This window comes from Pelagerythrobacter aerophilus, assembly GCF_003581645.1.
GTDB lineage: Bacteria > Pseudomonadota > Alphaproteobacteria > Sphingomonadales > Sphingomonadaceae > Pelagerythrobacter > Pelagerythrobacter aerophilus.
The window spans coordinates 493,940-518,728 of sequence record NZ_QXFK01000019.1 but is presented as its reverse complement, the minus strand read 5'-3'; the positions used below and the strand labels follow the sequence as shown (position 1 = coordinate 518,728).

Here is a 24,789-nt window from a genome sequence, read left to right as displayed (position 1 = left end):
CCGAAGCACCCGCCCGCCCCGACCCGGTGACTGCGCCCGGCCGGATCAGTCGCAGTCGATGATCCCCGCGATCAGCCGCCGCTCGAGCGCGTCTTCCGCGGTGAGGTACCAGTTGTGCAGCCCCTTATCGAGCACCTCCTCCATTTCGATCTCGCTCCCCGCGATCAGCCGCCTGAAGCCCTGGATCTCCATTTCGCAGCCGAGCTTGAGCTGGCGGCAGAGCGACTCGACCAGCGGCATGCTGCCCCGCATCGGGCCGGACAGCTCGACCGTCTTTTCGAGCTGGCGGCAGTGGATCAGGAACACCCCGTCGGAGGTGACGAAGCGGTCCTCGTGCGGGAAGGCGCTCATGATCGTGACCCCGGCGGAATAGACGATCGTCTTGCCGATGAAGATCAGCCGGCGTCCCGGCAGCCGCTCGCGCGCGAGGCCGACCTCGAGCACCATGCGGCGCCCGACTTCGGCATCCCCGCCGAGCGTGCAGACTTCCACCGCGACCGGCCCCTGGCCGCCCTCGGCCCGGGCCACCCCGTCGAGAAACGTGTCGAGCATCGCGTCGTCGACCGTTCCGTGGAGGCGAATGGTGGGATTGTGGACCAGTTCGCGCGCCGGAGCGGCGGCGCTGGAGGCTTGTCCGCCGGCGGACGGTGAGCCCGCGGCGGGTGGTTCGTAATCGGCCATCGGCCGCATCTCCCCTGCTGGAAAGAGAAGCGGCCGCCCCCGGAAAGAGAACGGCCGCCGCTCGCATTACGTGCGTCGGTGGCGTCAGCGGCGCTGGCTGCCGCCGCCCTGATCTTCGCGCTCGCGTTCGCGCTGGCCGCCACCGCCCTGCTGGCGCTGGTTGCCGCCCTGCTGCTCGCGCTGGCGTTCCTGCTGGCCGCCACCCTGCTGGCGCTGACCGCCGCCCTTGTTGTCGTTGCTCTGGTTCATGACTTGGCTCCTTCTCCAAAGGGTCCGTTTTTGTGAGGACCTGCCGACCAAAGCCGCCACGCGGCGGGCGGTTCCTCACTTGCGCCAGAGCGAAGGCGGGGTGCGCCAAGTTGTTGATTTTCGGAGGAGAATTGACATATGTTGCATCTTGGAAGCGGCGGGCGAACGAGGGTGCGCGCGTCACCCGTCCTCCCAGCTCCGCAACCGTTCGTAACGATAGCGGTCGCGGATCGCGCGGTTGAAATAGCCGCCTCTCGACCCTGCCTGCGCCAGCCCGCGCGCGGTCCGTTCCGGCACGGCGAAATAGCGATAGACGCGCCCGCTCACGAACTCGATGTCGAGCGCTCCGATCTCGGCGCGATAGGCATAGCGGGCGATCGCGGTGGAGGGCATGCGGGGACAACGCGCGAGGCGGGCGAGCGGTTCACGCGGGACCGGCAGGGACGATGCGCAAACGCCTCCCCTCCTCGTCATTCCCGCGAGAGCGGGAACCCGGGGCGGATCACTGGCGCCTAGCGCTCGGGATCCTCCATCGCATCGGCCTGACCCATCTCGTGCGGTTCGTCGGCAGAGGCTTCGAGGTCCGCTACCGCGTCCATCGCGGAATCGAGCTCCCGGTGAGCTTCCATCTCGCGCTCCATGACTTCGTGCCAGGTCGGGTTCGGCCCTTCGATCTGGCGCGCGATGTCGGCGGCGATAAGCCGGGCGACGGGATCGTCGGCCATGGCGGCAAGCTCGCCGCGCTCGGCTTCGAGCATGGCCTTGCGCTCGCTCTCGGGCGCGGCGGCGACGTCGACATACAACTGCGTGAGCATCAGCCACGGCGCCTGCTCATCCAGCACGTCCTCCGCCCAGCGCGAGAACGGCCCGCCCGACGGTCGCCAGCCCTCACCATCCGGCGCGCGATCGAGAAAGAACAGCGCCGTGGTTCCGCGCGGGAACATGTAGCGGATGCAGCCGCCGATATAGCTGAGCGGGTGCGCCTGGTTCAGCTCGTAGGGATTGCTGAGAATGCCGAAGTCCGGCCTGTCCTCGGGCACGAGCCCGGCGTACGCGATCGACACCGTGCCCTCCAGCATCTCACCCTTGATCGCCTGCACCGGCTCGACCAGCAGCTTCCTGTCCCACGGATCCGCCCCCTCGACCTCCCCGACAACCCGCCCGAGCAGCACCAGCTCGGCCTCCTCGGCGAGTTCGAGGTTGGTGGGGACGCGGTAGTCTGGCGCGACGGAGCAGGCGACGGCGGGGGTGGCGAGGGTCAGGGGGGCGAGGGCGAGGAGCGTGAGAAGGCCAAGTGGTTTCATACGTGCGAGGCTATCGCGTCCGAGCGTGCGCGGAAAGCGTCTTGATGGCACGGCGTCCGACGTAAGTATTCTTGCGCTAGATCTAGGCTCTGAGGCGGAGCTGCTCTCAATTCAGCAGTCTTTCGAAGAGGGTGAAAATACCATAGGCAATTGTAATCACGCCGACCGCCATCAAGACAGCAGTCGTGACTTGGACCCACCGCGGATACAAACGCTGGTGAATGACCGGGACGGCCTTTGCCGCTCCTTCGAGCGATCTAACAGACGCGATCTGTGGCCCATTTAGGATCTGGACCGTGACGTTTTCACCCGGCCCGAGGAACTCAAGTTCCAATATCCACTCTCCGCGAGCACCCCTCCTTACTGCATGATCTAAAGCTGGAAAGAGGTTGTACCCCCATGGCATCGTCCCGGGTTCAGCGACGAGTTGGACCTTAGTCGCGCTTTTCCGACCATAATTTTGGACGATAATCTGACCAGCCCGAATTGCGAGCGGTGAGCCTCCAACCTCGGGGGGATCAAGTTGGAAGAAGGTGGAGTTTGGGCTGAATACGATCAACCGCGGTTTGCCAGCCAACCAGTAGCCAAACCAAGCTCCTCCAAGCGTGATCAGCGCGGTCCAGAATACTACCCAGAAATCTGGAGTATTCACTCCGCCGCCACGCTCCCGCTCTCGCCGCCATCCCCGAACAGCCCCGGCCCCTCGTCCCCGAGGTCGTTCGCTTCTTCGCCCTTCTTCGCCTTCTGGCGCTTGTCGAAGCTCGACCAGACGTCCTGCCAGTTGCCCTTGGTCGCGCCCTTCGAATACTCGGTCGCGCGGGTTTCGAAGAAGTTGGCGTGCTCCACGCCGTTGAGCAGCGGGGCGAGCCAGGGGAGCGGGTGGTCCTCGACCATGTAGATCGGCTGGAGGCCGAGCTGGCCCAGGCGCCAGTCGGCGATGTAGCGGATGTAGTGCTTGATTTCCTTCGCCGTCATCCCCGGGACCGGGCCCTGCTCGAACGCGAGGTCGATGAAGGCATCCTCCAGCCGCACCGTCTTCTGGCACATGTCCATGATGTCTTCCTTGACCGCCTTGGTCAGGCAGTCGCGTTCCTGCACGAAGGCGTGGAACAGGCGGGTGATGCCTTCGCAGTGCAGGCTCTCGTCGCGGACCGACCAGCTGACGATCTGGCCCATGCCCTTCATCTTGTTGAAGCGCGGGAAGTTCATCAGCATGGCGAAGCTGGCGAAGAGCTGCAGCCCCTCGGTGAAGCCGCCGAACATCGCCAGGGTGCGGGCGATGTCCTCGTCGCTGTCGACCCCGAACTGCTGCAGGTAGTCGTGCTTGTTCTTCATCTCCTCGTATTCGAGGAACATGCCGTATTCGCTTTCGGGCATGCCGATCGTGTCGAGCAGGTGCGAATAGGCGGCGATGTGCACCGTCTCCATGTTGGAGAAGGCGGCGAGCATCATCTTGATCTCGGTCGGCTTGAACACGCGGCCGTACTTGTCGTGGTAGCAATCCTGCACCTCGACGTCGGCCTGGGTGAAGAAGCGGAAGATCTGGGTGAGCAGGTTGCGCTCGTGCTCGGAGAGCTTCTGCGCCCAGTCGCGGCAGTCCTCGCCCAGCGGCACTTCCTCGGGCATCCAGTGGATCTGCTGCTGGCGCTTCCAGAAGTCGTAAGCCCACGGGTATTCGAACGGCTTGTAGGTCTTGCGGGCTTCGAGAAGGGACATCTGGCGTCTCCGGTTGGCGTTGGCCCCAATATATAGCGTATCGGGGCGGGTATGTGAATCGGTTTGCGGGCGCCGGGAGGGATCTTTGCGAAGGGCGGACCGCGCGAGGCGGCAAGGCCCCGCACCCGCGAATCGCTCCCCCGGCGCGCGCGTCAGGCGAACGACACTATGCCCGCCGCCGGGCACGCCAAAACGGGCGCGGGCGATAGGGTGGGGATAACCGGGGGCGGCCCCGGAACGCAGCGGCGCGGCCGGCCGTTGGTCGCTCGCGAAAGGAGAATTTCCATGGGCGAATACGAACCGGACGACAGCCGCAACGTCACTCTCAAGCCGGGGCCCGAGCCAGGCGGCATCGAGCGCACCGGCCCGCGCGAGGGTGAGACGCGGCAGGGCGGCAAGCGGGCGCAGGAGGGCGAGGTGCAGGACCTCAAGACCGGCGTGATCGGCGAGCGGCAGGCGCAGGCGGGCGAGCCGGTGGTCGGCGAAACCTCCGACGATCCGGCGCGCCGGGCGAAGGCCGACGCCGAGCGGCCGGTCTGATCCCGCGGCATCTCGAACGAACCGTTCCTCGCGTGCGCTCAACGACGGAACGGGCCGGCGCCGCGCTCCGTTGGCAAAGTGTAAAGCCAACCGAAAGGAGAGCGATCATGTTCGAGAAGATGCGTATCAAGGAGCACATGGAAGTCGCCGACTGCAAGGGCCAGCACATTGGCACGGTCGACGAAGTGGAGGACGATGCGATCAAGCTGACCAGGTCGGACAGCGCCGACGACATCCACCACTTCCTCGCGATCGACGATATCGAGAAGATCGACGACAACCGCATCTATCTGAAGGAGACGGCGCGCATCCCGGCGGGGCTGGGCACGAACGCCGCGACCGCCTGACGGATGGGCAGCGATCCGCTGCGCCGGCAACGGCAGCAGCGAAGAGCCCCGGTTCGCCATCCTTGGCGGCCGGGGTTCTGCTATTCGGGCCTTACTTGCGCGACCTCGAGCCGAACCACGACCCGCCGCCCAGCACGGTGATCCCGAGGAAGAACCCGAAATCGTACCACCCGCCGCGGTTGGGCACGGCATAGACCGCGATCTCCGGATCGAACAGCGAGCCGATCCAGGCGAACGGGAAGACGAACCCGTGCCACAGCCCCCAGAGGAAGCCCGGCGCGCCCGGGTCCTGCGACACGCCCGCGTCGACTTGCGACGCGCAGGCCGAGAGGGCGGCAAGCAGGATGGCGACGACCGCACCCCTCTCCCACCGGGAGAGGGAGGGGCCCGCGCCGCGCAGCGGCGTGGGAGGGTGAGGGCGGATGCGAGGTATCATGCAGGCCTCCCGTCGAGATGCGACGCTATCGTATCGAGCACGCCGTCGAGGTTGTCCATCACTTCGCTGTTCCAGAAGCGGATCACGCGGAAACCCTCCCCTTCGATGTAACGGGTTCGGTGAGCATCGGCTTCGAGCGCTTCGGTGTGCTGGCCGCCGTCGACTTCGATCACGAGCCTGTGCTGGAAGGTCAGGAAATCGGCGATGTAGGGGCCCATCGGGGCCTGCCGACGAAACTTTGCCTCCGGAAAGGCTTTCCGCAAGCCTCGCCAGAGCAGCCGCTCCGCATCGGTCATGTCACGGCGCAGGCGGCGGGCTCGATCGACCGCGCCGGAAGGGGCGTCGCGGTAGATCTTCATACCGCGGGCCCTCACCCTTCCGCGCCTGCGGCGCTCCCTCCCTCTCCCGGTGGGAGAGGGACAAGGTTCACTGGCAGGCCAGGCATTCCTCGTAGTCGGTTTGCTCGCCGCCGGCCATGAGCTCGTATTTCGCCGCCTCCGCGGTGTTGTCGGCCTCGACGCCGCCGGCGAAGCCGGCGCGCTGCACGGACTTCGACCGCAGGTAGTAGAGCGACTTGATGCCCTTCTCCCACGCCTGGAAGTGGAGCATCATCAGGTCCCACTTGTCGACGTCGGCCGGGATGAACAGGTTCAGGCTCTGCGCCTGGTCGATATAGGGCGTGCGGTCGGCCGCGAATTCGAGCAGCCAGCGCTGGTCGATCTCGAAGCTGGTCTTGAAGGTCGCCTTTTCCTCCGGTGTCAGGAAGTCGAGGTGCTGGACCGAGCCGCCGCGCTCGAGGATCGAGTTCCACACGTTGGTCGAATCCTTCGACTTCTCGCGCAGGATCTTCTCGAGATAGGGGTTCTTGACCACGAACGAGCCCGACAGGGTCTTGTGCGTGTAGATGTTCGCCGGGATCGGCTCGATGCAGGCGCTCGTGCCGCCGCAGATGATCGAGATCGACGCGGTCGGCGCGATCGCCATCTTGCAGGAGAAGCGCTCCATCGCCCCCATGTCCTCGGCATCGGGGCAGGGGCCGCGCTCTTTCGCCAGCATCATCGAGGCCTCGTTGGCCTTGGCGTTGACGTGCTTGAACATCTTGAGGTTCCACACTTTCGCCATCGGGCTTTCGAAGCCGATGCCCTTCGACTGAAGGAAGGAGTGGAAGCCCATCACGCCCATGCCGACGCTGCGTTCGCGCATGGCCGAATACTTCGCCCGCGCCATTTCCGGCGGCGCGCGGTCGATATAGTCCTGCAGCACGTTGTCGAGGAAACGCATCACGTCCTCGATGAAGAGCTTGTCGCCTTCCCACTCTTCCCACTTTTCCAGGTTGAGCGAGGACAGGCAGCAGACCGCCGTGCGATCGTTGCCGAGATGATCGCGGCCGGTCGGCAGAGTGATTTCCGAGCACAGGTTCGAGGTCGAGACCTTGAGGCCCAGCTCGCGGTGATGCTTGGGCATCATCCGGTTCACCGTGTCGGAGAAGACGATGTAGGGCTCGCCGGTGGCAAGCCGCGTCTCGACCAGCTTCTGGAACAGGCTGCGCGCGTCGATCGTCTTGCGCACGCTGCCGTCGCGCGGGGAGACGAGATCGAAGGTCTCGCCGGCGCGCACCGCTTCCATGAACTCGTCGCTCACCAGCACGCCGTGGTGCAGGTTCAGCGCCTTGCGGTTGAAGTCGCCAGAAGGTTTGCGGATCTCGAGGAATTCCTCGATCTCCGGGTGCGAGATGTCGATGTAGCAGGCGGCCGAGCCGCGCCGCAGCGAGCCCTGGCTGATCGCCAGCGTCAGGCTGTCCATCACCCGCACGAACGGGATGATGCCGCTGGTCTTGCCGTTGAGGCCGACCGGCTCCCCGATCCCGCGCACCTGGCCCCAGTAGGTGCCGATCCCGCCGCCGCGGCTGGCGAGCCAGACGTTCTCGTTCCAGGTGCCGACGATCCCTTCCAGGCTGTCCTCGACCGAGTTGAGGTAGCAGGAGATCGGCAGGCCGCGGTTGGTGCCGCCGTTCGACAGCACCGGCGTCGCCGGCATGAACCACAGCTTCGAGATATAGTCGTAGAGCCGCTGCGCGTGGTCCTGATCGTCGGCATAGGCATCGGCGACGCGCGCGAACAGGTCCTGGAACTTCTCGCCCGGCAGCAGGTAGCGGTCGACCAGCGTTTCCTTGCCGAATTCGGTCAGCAGCGCATCGCGCGATTCGTCGATCGTAATGTCGAACCGGCGGTCGAGGATCTTCTTCGAATCGTGCTGCTCGGCAGAGGCCTTGGCCGCTTCGGCCATGGCGCCGGCGATCGCCTCGCCCGCCTTTTCCGCGACGAGCTGCTCGCTGCCCTTGTCCGACTTGTCCATCTTCATCGCCGCCTTCCCGGGCTTGGCGTCTGCCGGGGTTTCGTCACCCTCGAGCGTCACGCCATCCGTCTGATCGAGTCCCATCGCCGCATCGTCCCCGGTTCTGAAATCCATGTTCGCCCCACCCGTTCTCGCGCCATTCGGACAATCGCGCCGACGGCACGATGTTCCGCTTCCGTTCGATTCGGCGGAAGCCTGGTTCCGCCTACCATTTCCCGACGAACAGGGGGGAATTACTTATCCCCCGATCCGCCCCGGCCAGGCCCTTGCGAGGGGTGTTTCCGAGACCGGCCGCCGCCTGCACCCCTGTGGGGCGTATCCTCGGCGGCAACACGATCTAGTGGGTTCCCCTGCGTTCCTGACCACTAGATACTGAATCACCCGCGAGTCGGGTGCAAGGGGTTAAATGGTCAGAAACCATTGCGGACCGCGGTGTCCTATCCAAGTGCCACACCGCGACGCGTGGAAACTCCTTGGGTGTGCACCGGTGCAAGCCCCAAAATGAATCCGTGAAAAAATTTATATGCGGAAAGTGGGTATTCGGGGGCTTTGAATCAATCGAATCGGGCCGCGCAATTTCATGGCGCCGCGCGGCCCTCCGGCGTCATGCTGCTGCGGCCATCCGGGTATGCCCGGCGATGGCGTCGGCGATCGGCTCGACCAGTTCGAGCGGCAGGTCGTGGCCCATGCCGGGGAAGCTCCGCAGCGTGGCGCCGGGAATCGATGCGGCGGTGTCCTTCCCGCCCGGGAACGGGACCAGCGGATCGTCCTCGCCGTGGATCACCAGCGTCGGCGCGGTCACGCCCTTGAGCCGCGCGCGCCGGTCGCCATCGGCGAGAATCGCGGCGAGCTGGCGCGAGAGCCCCTCCGGGTAATAGCTGCGCCGCACGCCGGCGGTGACGTTCGCCCGCAGCCGCGTCTCGTCGGGCGGGTAGCCGGGGCTGCCGATCGTGCGTGCGATTTTCATGCCGTGCGCGATCAGGATGTCCTCGTCATCGGAGACGGGGCGCTTGGTCAGGACCTCGATCGCCTGCTTCTGTGCAGGGGGCAGGCGGCGGTTGCCGGTGGTCGACATGATCGAGGTGAGCGAGAGCACGCGCTCAGGGTGAGTGAAGGCGATGTGCTGCGCGATCATCCCGCCCATGCTCGCGCCGACCACATGCGCCTTGTCGATCCCGAGCGCGTCGAGCAGCCCGACGCCGTCCGCCGCCATGTCGGCCAGCGTATAGGGCACGCGCGGCGTCAGCCCGAGCCGGCCGAGCAGCATGAGCTTGACAATGCCCGGCGCCTTCACCCCGTCGAACTTGTGGCTGAGCCCGATGTCGCGGTTGTCGTAGCGGATCACCCGGAACCCCCGCGCCACCAGCGCTTCGACCAGCTCCATCGGCCACAAGGTCAGCTGCGCGCCGAGCCCCATGACCAGCAGCACCGGCGGATCGCCCGGGTTGCCGTAGTCCTCGTATTCCAGCGTGATGCCGTTGGCGGTGATTTGTGTCATTGGTCCCCCTCCTCCCCTTCCGTTCGCGGAAAGGCCCGGGTGGACATAGCGCGGGTGCGCCAACCTTCAAACTGCCTGCGTTGCGCGAGGCCCACCCCGCTGCGACTAGGGCCTGCCGCGCAGACCCAAGTCTCGCTCCCCTCCCGCTTGCGGGAGGGGCTGGGGGTGGGGCTGGAACGTCACGGCATCAGTACGGTGTCGCACGCGTCCGTCAGGGTCTCGGGGTAATCCAGCGTGAAGTGCAGGCCGCGGCTTTCGTGGCGTTTGAGGGCGCTGCGGACGATCAGGTCGGCGCACTGGTGGAGGTTGCGCAGCTCGATCAGGTCGGTCGTGACGCGGAAGCTGCCGTAGTAGTCCTCGATCTCCTGCGCGAGCAGTTCGATCCGGTGCTGCGCGCGCTCGAGGCGCTTGGTGGTGCGCACGATGCCGACGTAGTTCCACATCATCCGCCGGATCTCGGTCCAGTTCTGCTTGATGACGACTTCCTCGTCGGAATCGGTCACGCGGCTCTCGTCCCACTCGCGGATCGGCGGCGGGTCGTCGAGCTGGTCCCAGCATTCGGCGATGTCGCGCGCGGCCGCCTCGCCGAAGACGAAGCATTCGAGCAGGCTGTTGGAGGCCAGGCGGTTGGCGCCGTGGAGGCCGCTTTCGGTGCATTCGCCCGCCGCCCACAGGCCCGGCAGGTCGGTGCGCGCGTCGAGGCCGACCGGAATGCCGCCGCAGGTGTAGTGCTGTGCGGGCACGACCGGGATCGGCTCCCTGGTCATGTCGATGCCGAGGCCCAGCAGCTTCTCGTGGATCGTCGGGAAGTGCTGGCGCACGAATTCGGGCGGCCGGTGGCTGATGTCGAGATGGACGCAGTCGAGGCCGTAGCGCTTGATCTGGTCGTCGTTCGCCCGGGCGACGATGTCGCGCGGGGCGAGTTCGGCGCGCGGGTCGTAATCGGGCATGTAGCGGTGCCCGGTCTCCGGGTGGAGCAGGTGGCCGCCTTCGCCGCGCACCGCCTCGGTAATGAGGAAGTTCTTGACCTCGAGATTGTAGAGGCAGGTCGGGTGGAACTGCATCATCTCCATGTTCGCGACCCGGCTGCCGGCGCGCCAGGCCATGGCGATGCCGTCGCCGGTCGCGCCGCGCGGGGCGGTCGAGAACTGGTAGACGCGGCCCGCTCCGCCGGTCGCGAGCACGGTCGCGCGGGCGACATGGGCGACGACCTTGCCGCTCGCCTCGTCGAGCGCATAGACGCCCCAGACGCGGCCCGAGCCGGAAAAGGTCTGCTGGTTGCGCCCGGTGATCAGATCGATGCAGGCCTGGCCGGGCAGGAGCGTGACGTTGGGATGCGCCTCGGCCGCCTTGAGCAGCGCCTCCTGCACCGCCCAGCCGGTCGCGTCGTCGACGTGGACGATCCGGCGGTGCGAGTGGCCGCCCTCGCGGGTCAGGTGCAGGTCGCCGCTCTCGCGGTTGAACGGCACGCCGAGCTCGACCAGCCGGTCGATCGCGTGCGGGGCGCGCTCGATCACGAACTCGACCGTCTCGCGCCGATTGAGGCCAGCGCCCGCGACCATCGTGTCGTGAATGTGGTTCTCGAACGTGTCGCCGGCGTCGAGCACGGCGGCGATCCCGCCCTGCGCCCAGGCGGTGCTGCCGCCGGTCAGCGAACCCTTGGCGAGGACCAGCACTTTCCGGGTTTCCGCCAGAGCGAGCGCCGCACTGAGCCCGGCTGCGCCCGAGCCGATGACGATGATATCGGTATCGTTCATCACGCCTCTGTTGCACAGCGCGCGGCGGGGCGACAGAGAGGATTCGATGAGGGGCGTGAAGAGGAATCATCGCCATGGGTGAAGCAGGATTTGGCCGCCGCGCGGTGCTCGCCGGGATGGCGGCGCTTCCGCTCAGCGCCTGCGCGCCGGGCCTTGCGGGCGGGGCGACAGGACGCCTGCGGGTCGCGACGTTCAACATCTGGCACGACGCGGGCGGCAACTGGCCGGTGCGGCTGGGGCTGCTCGCCGATGCTCTGCGCGCGGTCGATGCCGACGTGATCGCGCTGCAGGAAGTGCTCGGGGACGCGGGCAAGGGCCTGCCCAACCAGGCCGACACGATCGCGGCCGAGCTCGGCTATCCCGAAGTGCACTTCGTCGCCGTCGAGCCGGAGGGCGCGCCCAAGCGCTACGGCAATGCGATCCTCACCCGGCTGCCGGTGATCGAGGTCGCGCGGCGCAAGCTGGAGCCGCTGTCCGACTACCGCACCGCGATCCGCGTCCGGGTGCAGACCGAGGCCGGGCCAGTCGACGTGGTCGGCACGCATCTCGCGTGGAAGCCCGACCAGGGCCCGGTGCGCGCGCAGCAGCTTGCCGACCTGCTCGCCTGGCTGCCCGACGACGGCACGCCGCTGATCGTGATGGGAGATTTCAACGCGCCGCTCGACGATCCGGGCCTGAAGGCGATGGGCCCGCCGCGGTTCGAGACCGCGCTCCCGCCCGGCGCAGCCGAGACCACGCTGAACCCGGCGCGCGGGCACGAGCCGCGGGTGATCGACCATATCTTCGCCGAGCGCTCCGCCTTTGCCGTCGCCGATGCCCGCGTGATCGGGGACCGGGCGGTAGACGGCGAGTACCCGTCCGACCACTTCGGCGTCGCCGCAACCCTGACGAGGCGCTGATCCGATGACGCTTGCCCGCTTTGCCGCCTGCCTGGCCTTCCTTCTCGGCCTCGCCGCTCTCGCGCAGCCCGCCGCCGCCGCGCCTGTCTGCGCGATCGGCGCGCCCGGTACGACCCAGCGCGTCACGGTGGGCGAGACCGGGCGGGCGATGCTCGTTCACGTCCCCGTCGGCGTGCGCCGCATTCACGACCTGCCGCTGGTCTTCCTGCTCCACGGCAGCGGCGGTACGGGGGCGGGCATTCTCGAGAACTCTGGCCTCGCCGCGACCTCGGACCATCACGGCTTTCTGCTCGCCGCGCCCGACGCGGGCATTCCGGTCGACAAGGGCTTCGTGTGGAACATCCCCGGCGTGCCGACGATCACCGGCGAGATTCCGACCGCCGACGATCCGGACGACGTCGTCTTCCTCACCGCCGCGATCGACTGGCTGGCGGACAGCGGCTGCATCGATCGCGAGCGGGTCTATGCGACCGGGCTCTCGGGCGGCGGGCGGATGACCTCATGGCTGGGCTGCGTCGCCTCCGACCGTTTCGCGGCGATCGCGCCGGTCGTGGGTTTGCGCGCGGGCAATCCGCTCGCCTCCGATCCGCAGCGCCCCGACCCGGCGACGTGCCACCCTGAAAACCCGATGGCGGTGCTGGCGTTCGCCGGGGAGACCGACACGGTCAATCCGGTCGCCGGCGGCGGCGCGGGATACTGGCAGTATTCGATGGATGCGGCGCTCGCCCGCTGGGCCGAACTCGGCGATTGCCGCGCCGGGCCGGAGACCGCTGCCCTGTCCGAAACGGTCGAGGAGCAGCGCTACGACCGATGCCGCGGCCGCGTGCAGGTGATCGGCCAAGTGACCGAGGGGCGCGGTCACGAATGGGTCGCCGACAACGAGGCGATGTGGTATTTCTTCTGGCGTCATCGCCGCTGAGATACGGCCCGAATCGCGGCAAGGGGGCAGGGGACAATGGAAAACTCGAATTCGAAGTCGGAACGGCTGCGCAAGGAGCGCGACGAGGCCGAGCATGACAAGGCGATCATGCAGCGCCTGCTGAACCGCGCCGCGGCGGAAATCGAGCAGCTTGCCGACGCCGATTGCGACGAGGATTCGAAGGATCAGGCGCTGGCGGCCGCCAAGCGCTTCCGCCGCGCGGCGACGCCCTAGCCGGCCTCAGCGCGCGGCGGTGAGCTGGACGAACACGTCCTCCAGATCGGGCTCGCGCGTGGTCACGTCCTCGATCGCATAGCCGTGCGACTGGATGCGCGCGAGCACCTGCCCGGCGCTCGCCTTGTCGCGGTCGTACGTGATCTCGAGCGTGCGTGGATCGAGCGCCTCGGCCTTGACGAAGCCCTCCTCCATCGGCGGTCCGGCGAGATCCTTGTCGAGCGTCACCCGCACGATCTTCTCGCGCGCCATGCCGACCAGCTCGCGGGTCGGCTTGTTGGCGATCAGCTTGCCGTGATTGATGATCGCGATCCGGTCGCAGAGCTGCTCGGCTTCCTCGAGATAGTGGGTCGTCAGCACCACGGTGACGCCCCGCCGGTTGAGATCGGTCACCAGTTCCCACAGCTGCCGCCGCAGCTCGACGTCGACCCCGGCGGTCGGTTCGTCGAGCACCAGGATCGGCGGCGAGTGGACCATCGCCTTGGCGATCAGCAGCCGCCGCTTCATCCCGCCCGACAACGTGCGTGCATAGGCGTCGCGCTTGTCCGCCAGGTGCACGGCGGCGAGCAGTTCCTCGCTGCGCCGGTCGCGCTTGCCGATGCCGTAGAAGCCGCCCTGATTCTCGAGCACTTCGAACGGGGTGAAGAACGGGTCGAAGACGATTTCCTGCGGGACGATGCCGATCATCCGCTTGGCGTTGCGCGGGTTCCGGTCGATGTCGAAGCCCCAGATCTCGGCGCTGCCGCCGGTCTTCCGCACCAGCCCGGCGAGGATATTGATCAGCGTCGACTTGCCCGCCCCGTTGGGGCCGAGGAGACCGAAGATCTGCCCCTGCGGCACGTCGAAGCTGACCCCGTCGAGCGCGAGCTTGCCCGGCTCGCCCTTCTCCCCGGCGTAGCGTTTGGTCAGATCGCGGATGGCGATTGCGGGTTCGGCAGCGGGGGCGGTCGTCATGGCGCCCCACTTGGCGTCCGGCGGGCGATCCGTAAAGGGTGTGAGGCCCCGCAGGGCGCAGTTGCACGCGGGCGCGCTTCGGATTATCGGCGGGCCCATGGACATTCCACCGCCCGAAGTGACCCTGGTCGACCATCGCCGCGTCAAGTGCGACGGCGCGCAAGCCATCCGCGGCGGCGACCGCTATCGCCCCTCCGCGCTCGGCCATCCCCGCGTCTGGCTGGAGATCGACGAGCACGGCTACGTCGACTGCGGCTATTGCGACCGCCGTTTCGTGCTGCGTGGCGGACCGGCCGACGGCGCCGCGCAGGCCGCGCTGGAGGACATCTCCGCCGGCAGCGACCCCGGCCACCGCTGACGGCCTTGCCACCGCTGACGGGTTGCGGCTGACATTCGCGCGGGCGTGCCTATATCGCATGCCATGACCCTATCAGCCGACCTCCGAGCCGATCCACGCACCTTTCTCTACGGCGAAGGCAGGCTCGACCCCGAACGCGCACCCGCGCTCGCGGCCGAGCTACTCAAGAGCTGCGACGACGGCGAACTCTACCTGCAATATACCGCGCGCGAGGCGCTGGCGTTCGAGGACGGGCGGCTCAGGACCGCCGACTATGCGCGCGATTCGGGCTTCGGCCTGCGCGGCGTCTCAGGCGAGACGACCGGCTTCGCCCATGCCAACGAGATCAGCGAAGCGGCGATCCGCCGGGCCGGCGAGACGCTGCAACTGCTCGATCCCACCGCAAGCCCGCTTGCCGCGCCGCCGCGCCGAAGCAACCGCCACCTCTATACCGCCGACAATCCGCTCGACGCCGTGCCCTTTGCCGAGAAGGTCGCGCTGCTGCAGGCGATCGATGCCGCCGCCCGCGCGCGCGATTCGCGTGTGGTGCAGGTCAATGCCAGCCTGCTGGCGAGCTGGAGCGTGGTCGAGATCGTCCGGCCCGACGGCTTCGTCGCGACCGACGTGCGGCCGCTGGTGCGGCTCAACGTCGGCGTGGTCGCCGAGGCGAATGGCCGGCGCGAGCGCGGCAGCTTCGGTTTCGGCGGGCGCTATCTCTACGATCCGCTGTTCGAGCCCGCCGGATGGGGCCGGGCGGTGGACGAGGCGGTGCGCCAGGCGCTGGTCAACCTCGACAGCGTGGACGCCCCGGCAGGCGAGATGACCGTTCTGCTCGGCCCCGGCTGGCCCGGCGTGCTGCTGCACGAGGCGGTCGGCCACGGGCTCGAGGGCGATTTCAACCGCAAGGGCACGAGCGCCTTTTCCGGCCGCATCGGGGAGCGCGTCGCCGCGCCCGGCGTGACGGTGGTCGACGACGGCTCGATCCGCGACCGGCGCGGCTCGCTCTCGATCGACGACGAAGGCACGCCGACGGCCGAGACCGTGCTGATCGAGGACGGCATTCTCAAGGGCTATATGCAGGACCGGCTCAACGCGCGGCTGATGGGTGTCGAGGCGACCGGCAACGGCCGCCGCGAGAGCTATCAGCACGCGCCGATGCCGCGCATGACCAACACCTTCATGCGGGCCGGCAGCGACGATCCGGCCGAACTGCTCGGCCGAGTGAAGAACGGCATCTATGCCAAGAGCTTCGGCGGCGGGCAGGTCGACATCGTCTCGGGCAAGTTCGTGTTCTCCTGCACCGAGGCCTACAAGGTCGAGAACGGCGTGATCGGCGCGCCGATCAAGGGCGCGACGCTGATCGGCGACGGGCCGAGCGTGTTGACCCGCGTTTCCGGCATCGGCAACGATCTCGCGCTCGACGAAGGCGTGGGCGTGTGCGGCAAGGGCGGGCAGAGCGTGCCCGCCGGCGTGGGCCAGCCGACGCTGCTCGTCGACCGGCTCACCGTCGGCGGAACGGCCTGACGCAGCTACGCCGCCGCTCATCGTGCATTCACGCCTGCTGTGCTATAACGCGGGACATGATTGGTACGAAGTCCATCTCGCTCCTGCTGGCGTCGCTTGCGCTCGCCGGCGCGGTTTCCGCTTCCGCGGAGGAGCCGGCGCGCGGCGAGGCGAAGCTCGCTGAAATTCTGGAAGGGCGCGTGGCCGGCGAGCCGGCCAATTGCCTGAACGAGTCGCAGCGCGACTCGATTCAGATCGTGGACGGCACCGCGATCGTGTTCCGCGACGGCGGCACGCTGTGGGTGAACCGACCGGCCGGCGCGCAGTTTCTCTCGCGCAGCGACCTGCCGGTGTTCCACCAGTTCAGCTCGCAGCTCTGCCGACTCGATCAGGTCGAACTGCGCGATCGCCTCGGCAGCGGCACGATACCCGGACCAAGGTTGGCGCTCGGTGACTTCGTCCCATACACGAAGGCGGACGATCAGAAGGCCGCCGAAGGAGGCTGACCGATGAAAACAGCAACTCTCATTGCCGCCATCGCCGCCGGTGCCCTGTTCGCGGGGCCGGCCGCGGCCGAGGAAGCCAAGCCCAAGGGCGAGGCCGAACTCGCCAAGCTGCTCGAAGGCCGCGTGGCGGGCGAACCGCAGAACTGCGTCCAGACTTTCCCGAGCACGAATATGCGCATCATCGACGGCACGGCGATCGTGATCGAGCGCGGCAGCACGCTTTACGTGAACATCCCGCAGCATCCCGAATCGCTCGACGACGACGATGCGATGAAAATCCGCCGGACCAGCAATCAGCTCTGCCGCTCCGATATCGTGACGACCTTCGATCGCACGGGCGGGTTCTACACCGGCAATATCTTCCTCGGCGATTTCGTCCCCTACAAGAAGGTCGAAGGCTGACCTGACGCATGACCGCCGCCCCGCGCCGCTGGGCGGCGGATCTGCTGCATCTCTGGTTTCATACTCTCGGTCCCACCGACTGGTTCGGTGGCGGCGCCGAGGTCGACGCGCTGCTGCGCCGCCGCTTCGCGGGCGAATGGCAGGCGCTGCGGCATCGGCCGGCGCATGAGTTCCTGAGCGATCCGCTGACCGCGCAGGCGGCGGTGCTGCTGTTCGATCAGGTGCCGCGCAATATCTTCCGCAGCGATCCGCGCGCCTTCGCCTCCGACGGGCTCTCGCTTGCCATCGCCAAGGGGATGATTGCGCGCGGCTGGCACGAGCGCGTGCCGCGGAAAATGCGCGCGTTCACCGGCATGCCGCTGATGCACAGCGAGGCGATCGCCGACCAGCTCGCCTCGCTGCGCTTCTTCGCGTGCGAGCCGGAGAATCGCACGTTCGCCGTCAGCCATCACCGGATGATCGCTCGCTTCGGGCGCTTCCCGCACCGCAACCCGGTGCTCGGCCGCCGCTCGACGCCGGCGGAGGAGCGCGCGGTGGCGCGGGGCTTCGCCTGGTAGCGCCTCAGGCGCGGCGCAGCGCGTCCATCCGGTCGATGATCTCGTTGGCCTGGCGCATGATCCTCTCGATCAGTTCCTGGCACGTCGGGATGTCGTAGACGAGCCCGGCGACCATGCCGCAGCTCCACGCGCCGCGATCCATCTCGCCCTCGCGCATGATCGAGGGGTACACGCCGGCGACTTCCTCGATGATGTCCTCGAACTTGAGGTTCGCGCCGAGTTCGCGCTCCTTCTCCAGCAGCCGCTCGACCGCGGCGTTGTTGAGCACCCGCTCGGTGTTGCGCAGCGGGCGCATGACGAGCCGCGTGTCGAGTTCGCTCGCGGCGAGGATCGCCTGCTTCACATTGTCGTGCACCGGCGCTTCCCGGGTCGCGATGAAGCGCGTGCCCATGTTCATGCCGGCCGCGCCGAACGCGAGGCTGGCGATAAGGCTGCGCCCGTCGGCCATGCCGCCGCTGGAGACGAACGGGATTTCCAGCTCGTCCGCCGCGCGGGGCAGGAGGATGAAGTTGGGCACGTCGTCCTCCCCCGGATGGCCGCCGCACTCGAACCCGTCGACCGAGACCGCGTCGCATCCAATCGACTGCGCCTTCAGCGCATGGCGCACGCTGGTGCACTTGTGGATCACCCGGATCCCCGCGTCCTTGAGGTACGGCAGCACGGCCTGCGGGTTGTTGCCGGCGGTCTCGACCACCGTGACCCCGCCTTCGATGATCGCGCGGACGTAGCCCGGATAATCGGGCGCGTTGACCGTGGGCAGGAACGTCAGGTTCACGCCGAACGGCTTGTCGGTCATGTCCCGGCAGCGCGCGATCTCGTTCGCAAGGTCGCCCGGCGTCTTCTGCGTGAGCCCGGTGATGATCCCGAGCCCGCCCGCATTCGACACCGCCGCCGTCATCTCCGCCAGGCCGACGAAGTGCATCCCGCCCTGGATGATCGGATGCTCGATTCCGAACATCTCGGTAATCGCGGTTTTCATCGTGCGTCCTCCCGTCCTCTTGCGCCGGACGGGACTGTCGCAAATCGTGGCAGGTGGCAAGTCAGGCGGCGGGCTTCAGCCCCTTGCCCGTCAGGCGGAAGCGCAGGGCCATCAGGAGGCTGAAGACCGGGCCGAGCCAGCAGAACACCGCCCAGGGCGCGTAGGCGAGAGTCGCGACGCCGAGAGTAGAGGCCATGAACAGGCCGGAGACGGTCCAGGGCATCAGCGGTTCGGTGATCGTGACCGAGTCGGCCAGCGCGCGGCCGAGATTCTCCGGCGCGAGATCGCGCTCGGCGTAGGACGGGCGGAACAGGCCCCCGACGACGAGCGAGGTGACGCCGCCGTGGCTCGTCATCCCGACCATCGTCGCGCCCGCCGCCATGGTCGCCGCGACCAGCCCGAAGGCACCGCGCACGGCGCCCAGCAGTCGGGCGAGCAGCGTATCGAGCGCGCCGGACACTTCCATGCCCGCGGCCAGCAGGAAGGCGGCCAGGATGAAGACCAGCGTCGGCGCCATGGCATAGAGGCCGCCGCGCTCGACCAGGCCGGTCAATTGCTCGCTCACCGCGGCGCCCGGCGCGACCTGATCGAGCGCGAAGCCGGCGACGAACGCGTGCACGCCCGCAGCGGCGGGAAAGCCGTTGACCGTTACCCCGATGACGAGCGCCACCAGGGCCGAGGCGATGATCACCGGCGCCGGCGGGTAGCGCAGCGCGATCCCGCCGACGGCAACCGCGAGCGGCAGGGCAGCCCAGAGGCCGGGCGCGAAGAGACCGACCAGCTCGGTGCGGATCGCCGCCGCCGGATTCGCGCCGGCCAGCTCCGCCCCGGGCGCGAACAGCGCGAAGGCGGCGATCGCGATCAGCGCGGGCGGCAGGCTGGTCGGCAGCATGTTCCGAATATGCGCGTAGAGCTCCGCCCCGGCGCCGATCGCGGTGATGTTGGTCATGTCCGAAATCGGCGAGAGCTTGTCGCCGAAATAGGCGCCCGAGACGACCGCGCCGGCGACCGGTGCGAGCGGCAGGCCCATGGCCTCGGCCGCGCCCATCAGTGCGACGCCGATCGTGCCCGCCGAGCCCCACGAAGTCCCCGAGACGACCGACATGACCGCCGTCGCGAGGAAAGCCGTCAGCGCCATCCACTGCGGGCTGATGAGATCGATCCCGAGCACGACCAGCAGCGGGATCGTGCCTGCGAACATCCAGCTTCCCAGCAATGCGCCGATGCTAAGCAGGATCAGCACCGCCGGCAGCGCCTCGGCCAGCAGCCGCCCGGCCGCGGCCTGGACCTCCGCCCAGCCATGCCCGCGCGCCCGCGCGATGGCCGCCGCGACCGCCGCGGCGAAGAGCAGCGCCAGCAGCAAGGGTTCGCCGCCGAAGCCGAACACCGCCGCGCCGCCGACCCCGGCTGCGAACAGCGCGGCGATCGGCGCCAGCGCGAGAGCCAGCGGCAGCGGCGCCCGCTCGGTCCGTTCGATGTCGCTCATGCCAGTGCCTGCTCCAGATCGGCGATCAGGGCCTCGGCGCCTTCCAGTCCGACCGAGAAGCGCAGCAGCGTGCGCGGCATGCGGCCGTCGTGATCCGGCCCCGGATCGGTCCTGTGCGCGCTCGACACCAGGCTTTCGACGCCGCCCCAGCTTATCGCCTTGCCGAACAGGCGCAGGCGGTTGCCGAGCGCGAGCGTGGCGGCGTGGTCGGGCAGGTCGAACTCGGCGGAGAGCAGGCCCGAATGGCCGCGCATCTGCCGCGCGAACAGCGCCGCCTGCGCGCCTTCGGCCAGCGCCGGATGGAACACCCGGCGGACCTTCGGATGACCCGCGAGGAAGCGCGCGACGGCGAACGCGTCGGCTTGCTGCTGCGCCAGCCGGGCGGGCAATGTCGCCAGTCCGCGCAGGAGCAGCCAGGCGTCGAACGGCGCCATCACCGCGCCCATCAGCATGTAGCCGCGCCGGAACACGCGCTCGACGAGCTCGGCCGAGCCCGCGAGCGCGCCGCCGAGCGTGTCCGAATGCCCGCCGACGTACTTGGTCAGCGAATGGAGCACGAGGTCGCAGCCCATCGCGAGCGGCTTCTGCAGCAGCGGCGTCGCGACGGTGTTGTCGGCCACGGTCAGGATACCGCGCCGTTTGGCGAGGGCGCAGATTTGCGCGATCGGCAGCAGCTCGAAGCGCATCGAACCGGGGCTTTCGAAGTAGATCATCTTCGTCGCGGGCGTCAGCGCCGCTTCGATCTCGTCGATTCCGGCGGCGAAGCACCGGCTATGCGTGACGCCGTAGTCCTCCAGCCGCTGGGCGAACTCGATCGTCGGGCCGTAGATGTCGCCGCAGAACAGCACGTGATCGCCCTCGGCGAGCAGTGCGAAGAGCGTGGCCGAGATCGCGCCCATGCCGCTGGCGAAGCACTTCGCGGCTTCGGCACCCTCGAGCCGCGCGAGCGTCTCCTCCAGCTCACGCACGGTCGGATTGGTGCCGCGCGAATAGACGCAGACCTCGTTCTCGCGCGCCTGCGCGCCGTGCAGTTCCTCGAGCGTTTCGAAGCGGAACAGCGAGGCCTGCACGATCGGCGGCATGACGGCCCCAGCGGCATCGCCGGCGCGCAGACAGATCAGCGCATCGTCCGCATCGATCGGATTCATCGGCGCCAAACTCCCATCACCTCTTGCAAGCCGGTCGCGCGCCATCGACGAGATCGCGCCGTCATGCAACCCCGGCCCCGCACGTCCGTCAATGGCGCCTGATCGTGTCGAGGAAGCGCTCGCCGTAGGCCTGGAGCTTCTTCGCGCCGACGCCGCCGATCTCGCCCAACTCGGCGAGCGAGGAGGGCCGGCGGGCGGCCATTTCGCGCAAGGTGGCGTCGTGGAAGATGACATAGGGCGGGACCTGCGCTTCGACCGCGAGCTCGCGGCGCAGTTCGCGCAGGGCGTCGAACAGCGGATCGCCGACCGGATTCGGTCCGCTGTCGCGGCGGCGACGCTGGCGTTCGCTGCGAGGAGGAAGGACGATCTCGACCGTCTGTTCGCCCTTCAGGATCGCGCGTGCGTCACCGGCGAGGGCGAAACCGCCGTGCTCGGTCGAGACCAGCGCACCGCGCGCCTGGAGCGCCCGCGAGAGCGGCTGGAGCAGGCGCGCTTCCTCTCCGTCGACGATCCCGAACACGCTCAGCCGGTCATGCCCGCGCTGGCGTACGCGCTCGTCCTCCGCCCCCGTCAGCACTTTCTGCAGGTGCCCGAAGCCGAAGCTCTGCCCGGTGCGATAAGCGGCCGAGAGCAGCTTGCGTGCGGTTTCGGTCGCGTCGATGACGCCGGGCGGAGACAGGCAGTTGTCGCAATTGCCGCAGCTCTCGGGCGGGCTTTCGCCGAAATGGCGCAGCAGCACCGCGCGGCGGCACCCGGCGGTCTCGACCAGCCCGGCGAGCGCATCGAGCCGCGCGCGCTCCCCGGCCCGCCGCGCTTCGTCCACTTCGCTCAGCCGCTGGCGCGCCTGGGCGAAATCGCCTGCGCCCCACAGCATGACCGCGCGTGCCGGATCGCCGTCGCGCCCGGCGCGGCCGGTTTCCTGATAGTAGCCCTCGATCGACTTGGGGATGCCGGCATGGGCGACGAAGCGCACGTCGGGCTTGTCGATCCCCATGCCGAAGGCGACCGTGGCGACGATCACCATGTCCTCGCTGGCGACGAAGGCCGCCTGGTTGGCCGACCGCACGGCGGGATCGAGCCCCGCGTGATACGGCAAGACCGAGCGCCCGGTCGCACCGGCGAGCTTTTCCGCCAGGTCCTCGACCTTGCGGCGGGTCGGGGCATAGACGATCCCGGGGCCCTGCTCCTCGGCCATCAGCGCGGCCAGCTGGCGCACCGGATTGTCGCGGTGGCGCATCACGTAGCGGATGTTGGGCCGGTCGAACCCGGCGAGCACCAGCCCCTCGGCCGGGATGCCGAGCTGTTCGAGGATGTCCGCCCGCGTATGCGCATCGGCGGTCGCGGTCAGCGCGAGGCGCGGCACTTGCGGGAAGGCGTCCATGAGCCCGCGCAGCTGGCGGTAGTCGGGGCGGAAATCGTGGCCCCATTCGGACACGCAGTGCGCCTCGTCCACCGCGAACAGCGCCAGCGGGGCGGAGGCAAGCAGCTCGCGGAAACCGGGCTGGCTCGCGCGTTCGGGCGCGACGTAGAGCAGGTCGAGCGCGCCGGCGCGGAAGCGGTCGAGCGTTTCGCGCCAGTCGGCATCGACGCTGGTGAGCGTCGCCGCCTCGATCCCGTTCGCCCGCGCGGCGCGGAGCTGGTCGTGCATCAGCGCGATCAGCGGCGAGACGACCACGCAGGTGCCCGGCAGCATCGTCGCGGGAAGCTGGTAGGTCAGCGACTTGCCCGCGCCGGTGGGCATCACCGCCAGGGTCGATTCGCCGGCCAGCACGCGCTCGACCACGCGCGCCTGAACGCCGCGGAAGTCGTCGTGCCCGAACAGCCGGCGCAGCTCGGCGCGTGCCGTATCGAGCGGCTCAATCCTGTCGTGGCCCGCGTCCATTGCCGAGCCGCATGGCAGATGCGGCGCGGCAGGTGAACGGCCAATCGGACCATTTGCCGTTTGCCCGGGGACTTGTGCCCCGCTAGCGTGCCGGCGCCCTGGCCGTGCCGGGGCGGGAATTCACAGGAGAATATCGATGAGGAAGATCCTTGCCAGCGCGTTCGCGGCTTCGGCGGCGCTTGCGCTCGCCGCTTGCGGCAGCACCGAAGATGCATCGGCCGATGCCGAGGCGGACACGGTCGAGATGCCGGCGGACGAGGCGCTCGCGCCCGTGACCGAAGAGCCGGTCGAGGCGCCGGTGGCCGAGCCGACCGCCGAGAATACGGCGACGGTCGATGCCGACGCCGCCGCCGACGAGGCGGGCGCTGCCGCCGCAGCCGCGGCCGCCGATGTCGCCGCCGAAGCCGCGGCGGCGTCGCAAGAGACGACCGAGTAAGTTTGTCCGCGCGCCCTTCGCGGGGCCGCGGCAAATCGGTGAGGCGGGCGGATCGTTCAGGCGATTCGCCCGCTTTTCCTTTGTCCGCCGTTCGCTATGGTGCGCGGCGATGACGCGCTTCGCCTTTCTCGCCTTCCCGCTCCCCCTCCTGCTCGCCGCCTGCGAGCCGGCGGACAACGAGCCCGGCCCCGGCGGGGTCACGGTGGGCGAGGCCAAGGCGCTCGACGAGGCGGCCGAGATGCTCGATCAGCAGCGACTGCCGCCCGCCGTGTTCGACGAGCCCGCGCCCGACGAGGGCGCCGAAACCCCATCCTCCCCAGCCGCGACCCCGACGGCGGAGCCGGCACCCGCCGGATAGCCCGCCGAATCATCACAGCGAGAGGACAAGACACACATGATTCAAAGCGGCATGGATCCGGAACTTTTCGAGCAGTTCATCGACCAGCTCGAGCGCTATGTCCGCGAACGGCTGATCCCCGCCGAACGCGAGGTGATCGAGAACGATTCGATCCCCGCCCCGATCCTGACCGAGATGCGCGAGATGGGGCTGTTCGGCCTGACCGTGCCGGAGGAGTACGGCGGCGCCGGTCTCAACACCAGCCAGTACGCCCGCGTGGTCAGGACGATGGCCTATGCCGCGCCCGCGTTCCGCTCGATCTTCTCGATCAACGTCGGCATGTTCAACTCGGCGATCAAGAACGGCGCGACCGAGGCGCAGAAGGCCGAATGGTGGCCGCGGATCGCCGGGGGCGAGATCGCATGCTTCGGCCTGACCGAGCCCGGTTCGGGCAGCGACAGCGCCGCCATGCAGACCACCGCGAAGCCCGATCCCGGCGGCAACGGCTGGATCCTCAACGGCACCAAGCGCTACATCACCAATGCCCCCCAGGCCAAAGTCGGCCTGATCATGGCCCGCACCGAGAAGGAAGCGCTGCCCAAGAACGCGCACGTCTCCGCCTTCATCGTGCCGATGGATGCGCCGGGCGTTTCGGTCGGCAGCGCGGACAAGAAGATGGGGCAGTCGGGCGCGCAGATCGCCGACATCATCCTGGAAGACGTGCATGTGCCGGGCGACGCCCTGCTCGGCGGGGAGACCGGCAAGGGCTTCGTGTTCGCGATGAAGAGCCTCGACAACGGGCGCATCTCGGTCGGCGCCGCCTCGACCGGCTATGCCCGGCGGGCGCTCGACTCCGCACTGCGCTACGCCACCGAGCGCAAGGCGTTCGGCGAGCCGATCGCCAATTTCCAGCTGATCCAGCAGATGCTCGCCGAGAGCGAGACCGAGATTTACGCCGCCGAATGCATGATGGCCGACGTCACCGCGCGCGCCGACCGGGGCGAGAACATCCTGCGGAAAGCGGCCGCGTTCAAGGTCTTCGCCAGCGAGATGTGCGGCCGCGTGGTCGACCGCGTGGTGCAGATCTACGGCGGCGCCGGCTACCTCGCCGAATACGACGCCGAGCGCTTCTTCCGCGATGCGCGGATCTACCGCATCTACGAAGGCACGACGCAGATCCTCCAGCTCCAGATCGCCAAGCACATGCTGCGCGATTTCGCGGCGGGGGTGTGACGGCAAAGGTGGCTTGGGCCCGCCCCATTGCAGCCAGGCTCGCCTGCGGTTCGCCAAGCTTCATTCCCCTCCCGCAAGCGGGAGGGGAGCGAGA

General features: G+C 68.4%; 29 protein-coding genes. 13 read left to right on the top strand and 16 right to left on the bottom strand.

All coding sequences use genetic code 11. From position 1 onward, the window contains the following. Positions 1–45: 45 nt before the first annotated feature. The 6 genes from D2V04_RS16320 to D2V04_RS16300 all read right to left on the bottom strand — a co-directional run bounded on the left by D2V04_RS16320 (position 46) and on the right by D2V04_RS16300 (position 3,950). Entirely contained in the window at positions 46–681 is a 636-nt protein-coding gene (locus D2V04_RS16320; protein ID WP_147391853.1) for a peptidase S14, read from the bottom strand. Between the two features lie 84 nt (positions 682–765). Further along, positions 766–930, bottom strand: a complete 165-nt coding sequence (locus D2V04_RS18020; protein WP_182849795.1) for a hypothetical protein — start codon at positions 928–930, stop codon at positions 766–768. A gap of 180 nt (positions 931–1,110) precedes the next feature. After that, complete coding sequence (locus D2V04_RS16315) at positions 1,111–1,323, bottom strand: KTSC domain-containing protein (protein ID WP_119514754.1); 213 nt, start codon at positions 1,321–1,323, stop codon at positions 1,111–1,113. A 119-nt stretch (positions 1,324–1,442) separates the two neighbouring features. Then, the gene (locus D2V04_RS16310; RefSeq protein WP_119514753.1) at positions 1,443–2,234 is read right to left on the bottom strand and encodes a hypothetical protein; all 792 of its coding nucleotides are present in this window, start codon (positions 2,232–2,234) and stop codon (positions 1,443–1,445) included. 106 nt (positions 2,235–2,340) lie between these two features. Continuing rightward, complete coding sequence (locus D2V04_RS16305) at positions 2,341–2,886, bottom strand: hypothetical protein (RefSeq protein ID WP_147391852.1); 546 nt, start codon at positions 2,884–2,886, stop codon at positions 2,341–2,343. Beyond that, complete coding sequence (locus D2V04_RS16300; RefSeq protein ID WP_119514751.1) at positions 2,883–3,950, bottom strand: ribonucleotide-diphosphate reductase subunit beta; 1,068 nt, start codon at positions 3,948–3,950, stop codon at positions 2,883–2,885. Before D2V04_RS16300 ends, D2V04_RS16305 begins: the two co-directional genes overlap by 4 nt. A gap of 285 nt (positions 3,951–4,235) precedes the next feature. On the opposite strand from D2V04_RS16300, the gene D2V04_RS16295 reads away from it, so the two are divergent. Further along, entirely contained in the window at positions 4,236–4,490 is a 255-nt protein-coding gene (locus D2V04_RS16295) for a hypothetical protein (RefSeq protein ID WP_119514750.1), read from the top strand. A gap of 107 nt (positions 4,491–4,597) precedes the next feature. Continuing rightward, complete coding sequence (locus D2V04_RS16290; RefSeq protein ID WP_119514749.1) at positions 4,598–4,837, top strand: DUF2171 domain-containing protein; 240 nt, start codon at positions 4,598–4,600, stop codon at positions 4,835–4,837. 91 nt (positions 4,838–4,928) lie between these two features. Here the strand turns inward: D2V04_RS16290 and D2V04_RS16285 are convergent, their stop codons facing one another. From D2V04_RS16285 to nadB, 5 genes are all read right to left on the bottom strand, one after another. Further along, positions 4,929–5,273 (bottom strand): hypothetical protein, encoded by a 345-nt coding sequence (locus D2V04_RS16285; protein WP_228766495.1) that lies wholly within the window; start codon positions 5,271–5,273, stop codon positions 4,929–4,931. Then, positions 5,270–5,632, bottom strand: coding sequence for an endonuclease domain-containing protein (locus D2V04_RS16280; protein WP_119514748.1), 363 nt, complete (start codon positions 5,630–5,632; stop codon positions 5,270–5,272). Before D2V04_RS16280 ends, D2V04_RS16285 begins: the two co-directional genes overlap by 4 nt. A 67-nt stretch (positions 5,633–5,699) precedes the next feature. Continuing rightward, complete coding sequence (locus D2V04_RS16275; protein WP_119514747.1) at positions 5,700–7,742, bottom strand: ribonucleoside-diphosphate reductase subunit alpha; 2,043 nt, start codon at positions 7,740–7,742, stop codon at positions 5,700–5,702. A gap of 490 nt (positions 7,743–8,232) precedes the next feature. Continuing rightward, entirely contained in the window at positions 8,233–9,126 is an 894-nt protein-coding gene (locus D2V04_RS16270; protein WP_119514746.1) for an alpha/beta fold hydrolase, read from the bottom strand. Between the two features lie 179 nt (positions 9,127–9,305). After that, on the bottom strand, positions 9,306–10,883 hold the full coding sequence (gene nadB, locus D2V04_RS16265; RefSeq protein WP_119514924.1) for an L-aspartate oxidase: 1,578 nt from the start codon (positions 10,881–10,883) through the stop codon (positions 9,306–9,308). Between the two features lie 74 nt (positions 10,884–10,957). Between nadB and D2V04_RS16260 the strand changes: the two genes are divergently transcribed. The 3 genes from D2V04_RS16260 to D2V04_RS16250 are packed head-to-tail and all read left to right on the top strand — an operon-like array spanning position 10,958 to position 12,935. Next, positions 10,958–11,782: an endonuclease/exonuclease/phosphatase family protein gene (locus D2V04_RS16260; RefSeq protein WP_119514745.1), complete on the top strand. Its 825-nt coding sequence runs from the start codon at positions 10,958–10,960 to the stop codon at positions 11,780–11,782. A gap of 4 nt (positions 11,783–11,786) precedes the next feature. Beyond that, positions 11,787–12,701, top strand: coding sequence for an alpha/beta hydrolase family esterase (locus D2V04_RS16255; protein WP_119514744.1), 915 nt, complete (start codon positions 11,787–11,789; stop codon positions 12,699–12,701). 36 nt (positions 12,702–12,737) lie between these two features. Beyond that, the gene (locus D2V04_RS16250; protein ID WP_119514743.1) at positions 12,738–12,935 is read left to right on the top strand and encodes a hypothetical protein; all 198 of its coding nucleotides are present in this window, start codon (positions 12,738–12,740) and stop codon (positions 12,933–12,935) included. 6 nt (positions 12,936–12,941) lie between these two features. Here D2V04_RS16250 and D2V04_RS16245 read toward each other — a convergent pair whose 3' ends face one another. Beyond that, entirely contained in the window at positions 12,942–13,889 is a 948-nt protein-coding gene (locus tag D2V04_RS16245; RefSeq protein WP_119514742.1) for an ABC transporter ATP-binding protein, read from the bottom strand. A 97-nt stretch (positions 13,890–13,986) separates the two neighbouring features. On the opposite strand from D2V04_RS16245, the gene D2V04_RS16240 reads away from it, so the two are divergent. The 5 genes from D2V04_RS16240 to D2V04_RS16220 all read left to right on the top strand — a co-directional run bounded on the left by D2V04_RS16240 (position 13,987) and on the right by D2V04_RS16220 (position 17,194). Continuing rightward, on the top strand, positions 13,987–14,247 hold the full coding sequence (locus tag D2V04_RS16240; protein WP_119514741.1) for a zinc-finger domain-containing protein: 261 nt from the start codon (positions 13,987–13,989) through the stop codon (positions 14,245–14,247). Positions 14,248–14,310: 63 nt separating this feature from the next. After that, on the top strand, positions 14,311–15,750 hold the full coding sequence (gene tldD / locus D2V04_RS16235; protein WP_119514740.1) for a metalloprotease TldD: 1,440 nt from the start codon (positions 14,311–14,313) through the stop codon (positions 15,748–15,750). Between the two features lie 56 nt (positions 15,751–15,806). Then, positions 15,807–16,235 (top strand): hypothetical protein, encoded by a 429-nt coding sequence (locus tag D2V04_RS16230; protein ID WP_119514739.1) that lies wholly within the window; start codon positions 15,807–15,809, stop codon positions 16,233–16,235. A 3-nt stretch (positions 16,236–16,238) separates the two neighbouring features. Continuing rightward, the gene (locus D2V04_RS16225) at positions 16,239–16,637 is read left to right on the top strand and encodes a hypothetical protein (protein ID WP_119514738.1); all 399 of its coding nucleotides are present in this window, start codon (positions 16,239–16,241) and stop codon (positions 16,635–16,637) included. A gap of 8 nt (positions 16,638–16,645) precedes the next feature. Next, positions 16,646–17,194 carry a DUF924 family protein gene (locus D2V04_RS16220; protein WP_119514737.1) on the top strand — a complete coding sequence of 183 codons (549 nt, stop codon included), beginning with the start codon at positions 16,646–16,648 and terminating at the stop codon, positions 17,192–17,194. A 4-nt stretch (positions 17,195–17,198) separates the two neighbouring features. Here the strand turns inward: D2V04_RS16220 and D2V04_RS16215 are convergent, their stop codons facing one another. From D2V04_RS16215 to recQ, 4 genes are all read right to left on the bottom strand, one after another. Then, positions 17,199–18,173, bottom strand: a complete 975-nt coding sequence (locus D2V04_RS16215) for an NAD(P)H-dependent flavin oxidoreductase (RefSeq protein WP_119514736.1) — start codon at positions 18,171–18,173, stop codon at positions 17,199–17,201. Between the two features lie 61 nt (positions 18,174–18,234). Continuing rightward, on the bottom strand, positions 18,235–19,659 hold the full coding sequence (locus tag D2V04_RS16210; protein ID WP_119514735.1) for a Na+/H+ antiporter NhaC family protein: 1,425 nt from the start codon (positions 19,657–19,659) through the stop codon (positions 18,235–18,237). Then, positions 19,656–20,807, bottom strand: a complete 1,152-nt coding sequence (locus D2V04_RS16205; protein WP_119514734.1) for a trans-sulfuration enzyme family protein — start codon at positions 20,805–20,807, stop codon at positions 19,656–19,658. Before D2V04_RS16205 ends, D2V04_RS16210 begins: the two co-directional genes overlap by 4 nt. A gap of 88 nt (positions 20,808–20,895) precedes the next feature. Then, a complete protein-coding gene (gene recQ, locus D2V04_RS16200) occupies positions 20,896–22,689 on the bottom strand; it encodes a DNA helicase RecQ (protein WP_119514733.1) in 1,794 nt (597 codons plus the stop codon). Positions 22,690–22,825: 136 nt separating this feature from the next. On the opposite strand from recQ, the gene D2V04_RS16195 reads away from it, so the two are divergent. From D2V04_RS16195 to D2V04_RS16185, 3 genes are all read left to right on the top strand, one after another. Continuing rightward, positions 22,826–23,125: a hypothetical protein gene (locus D2V04_RS16195; protein WP_119514732.1), complete on the top strand. Its 300-nt coding sequence runs from the start codon at positions 22,826–22,828 to the stop codon at positions 23,123–23,125. Between the two features lie 109 nt (positions 23,126–23,234). Further along, the gene (locus D2V04_RS16190) at positions 23,235–23,483 is read left to right on the top strand and encodes a hypothetical protein (protein ID WP_119514731.1); all 249 of its coding nucleotides are present in this window, start codon (positions 23,235–23,237) and stop codon (positions 23,481–23,483) included. A 36-nt stretch (positions 23,484–23,519) separates the two neighbouring features. Then, positions 23,520–24,695, top strand: a complete 1,176-nt coding sequence (locus D2V04_RS16185) for an acyl-CoA dehydrogenase family protein (RefSeq protein WP_119514730.1) — start codon at positions 23,520–23,522, stop codon at positions 24,693–24,695. The last annotated feature ends 94 nt before the right edge of the window (positions 24,696–24,789 follow it).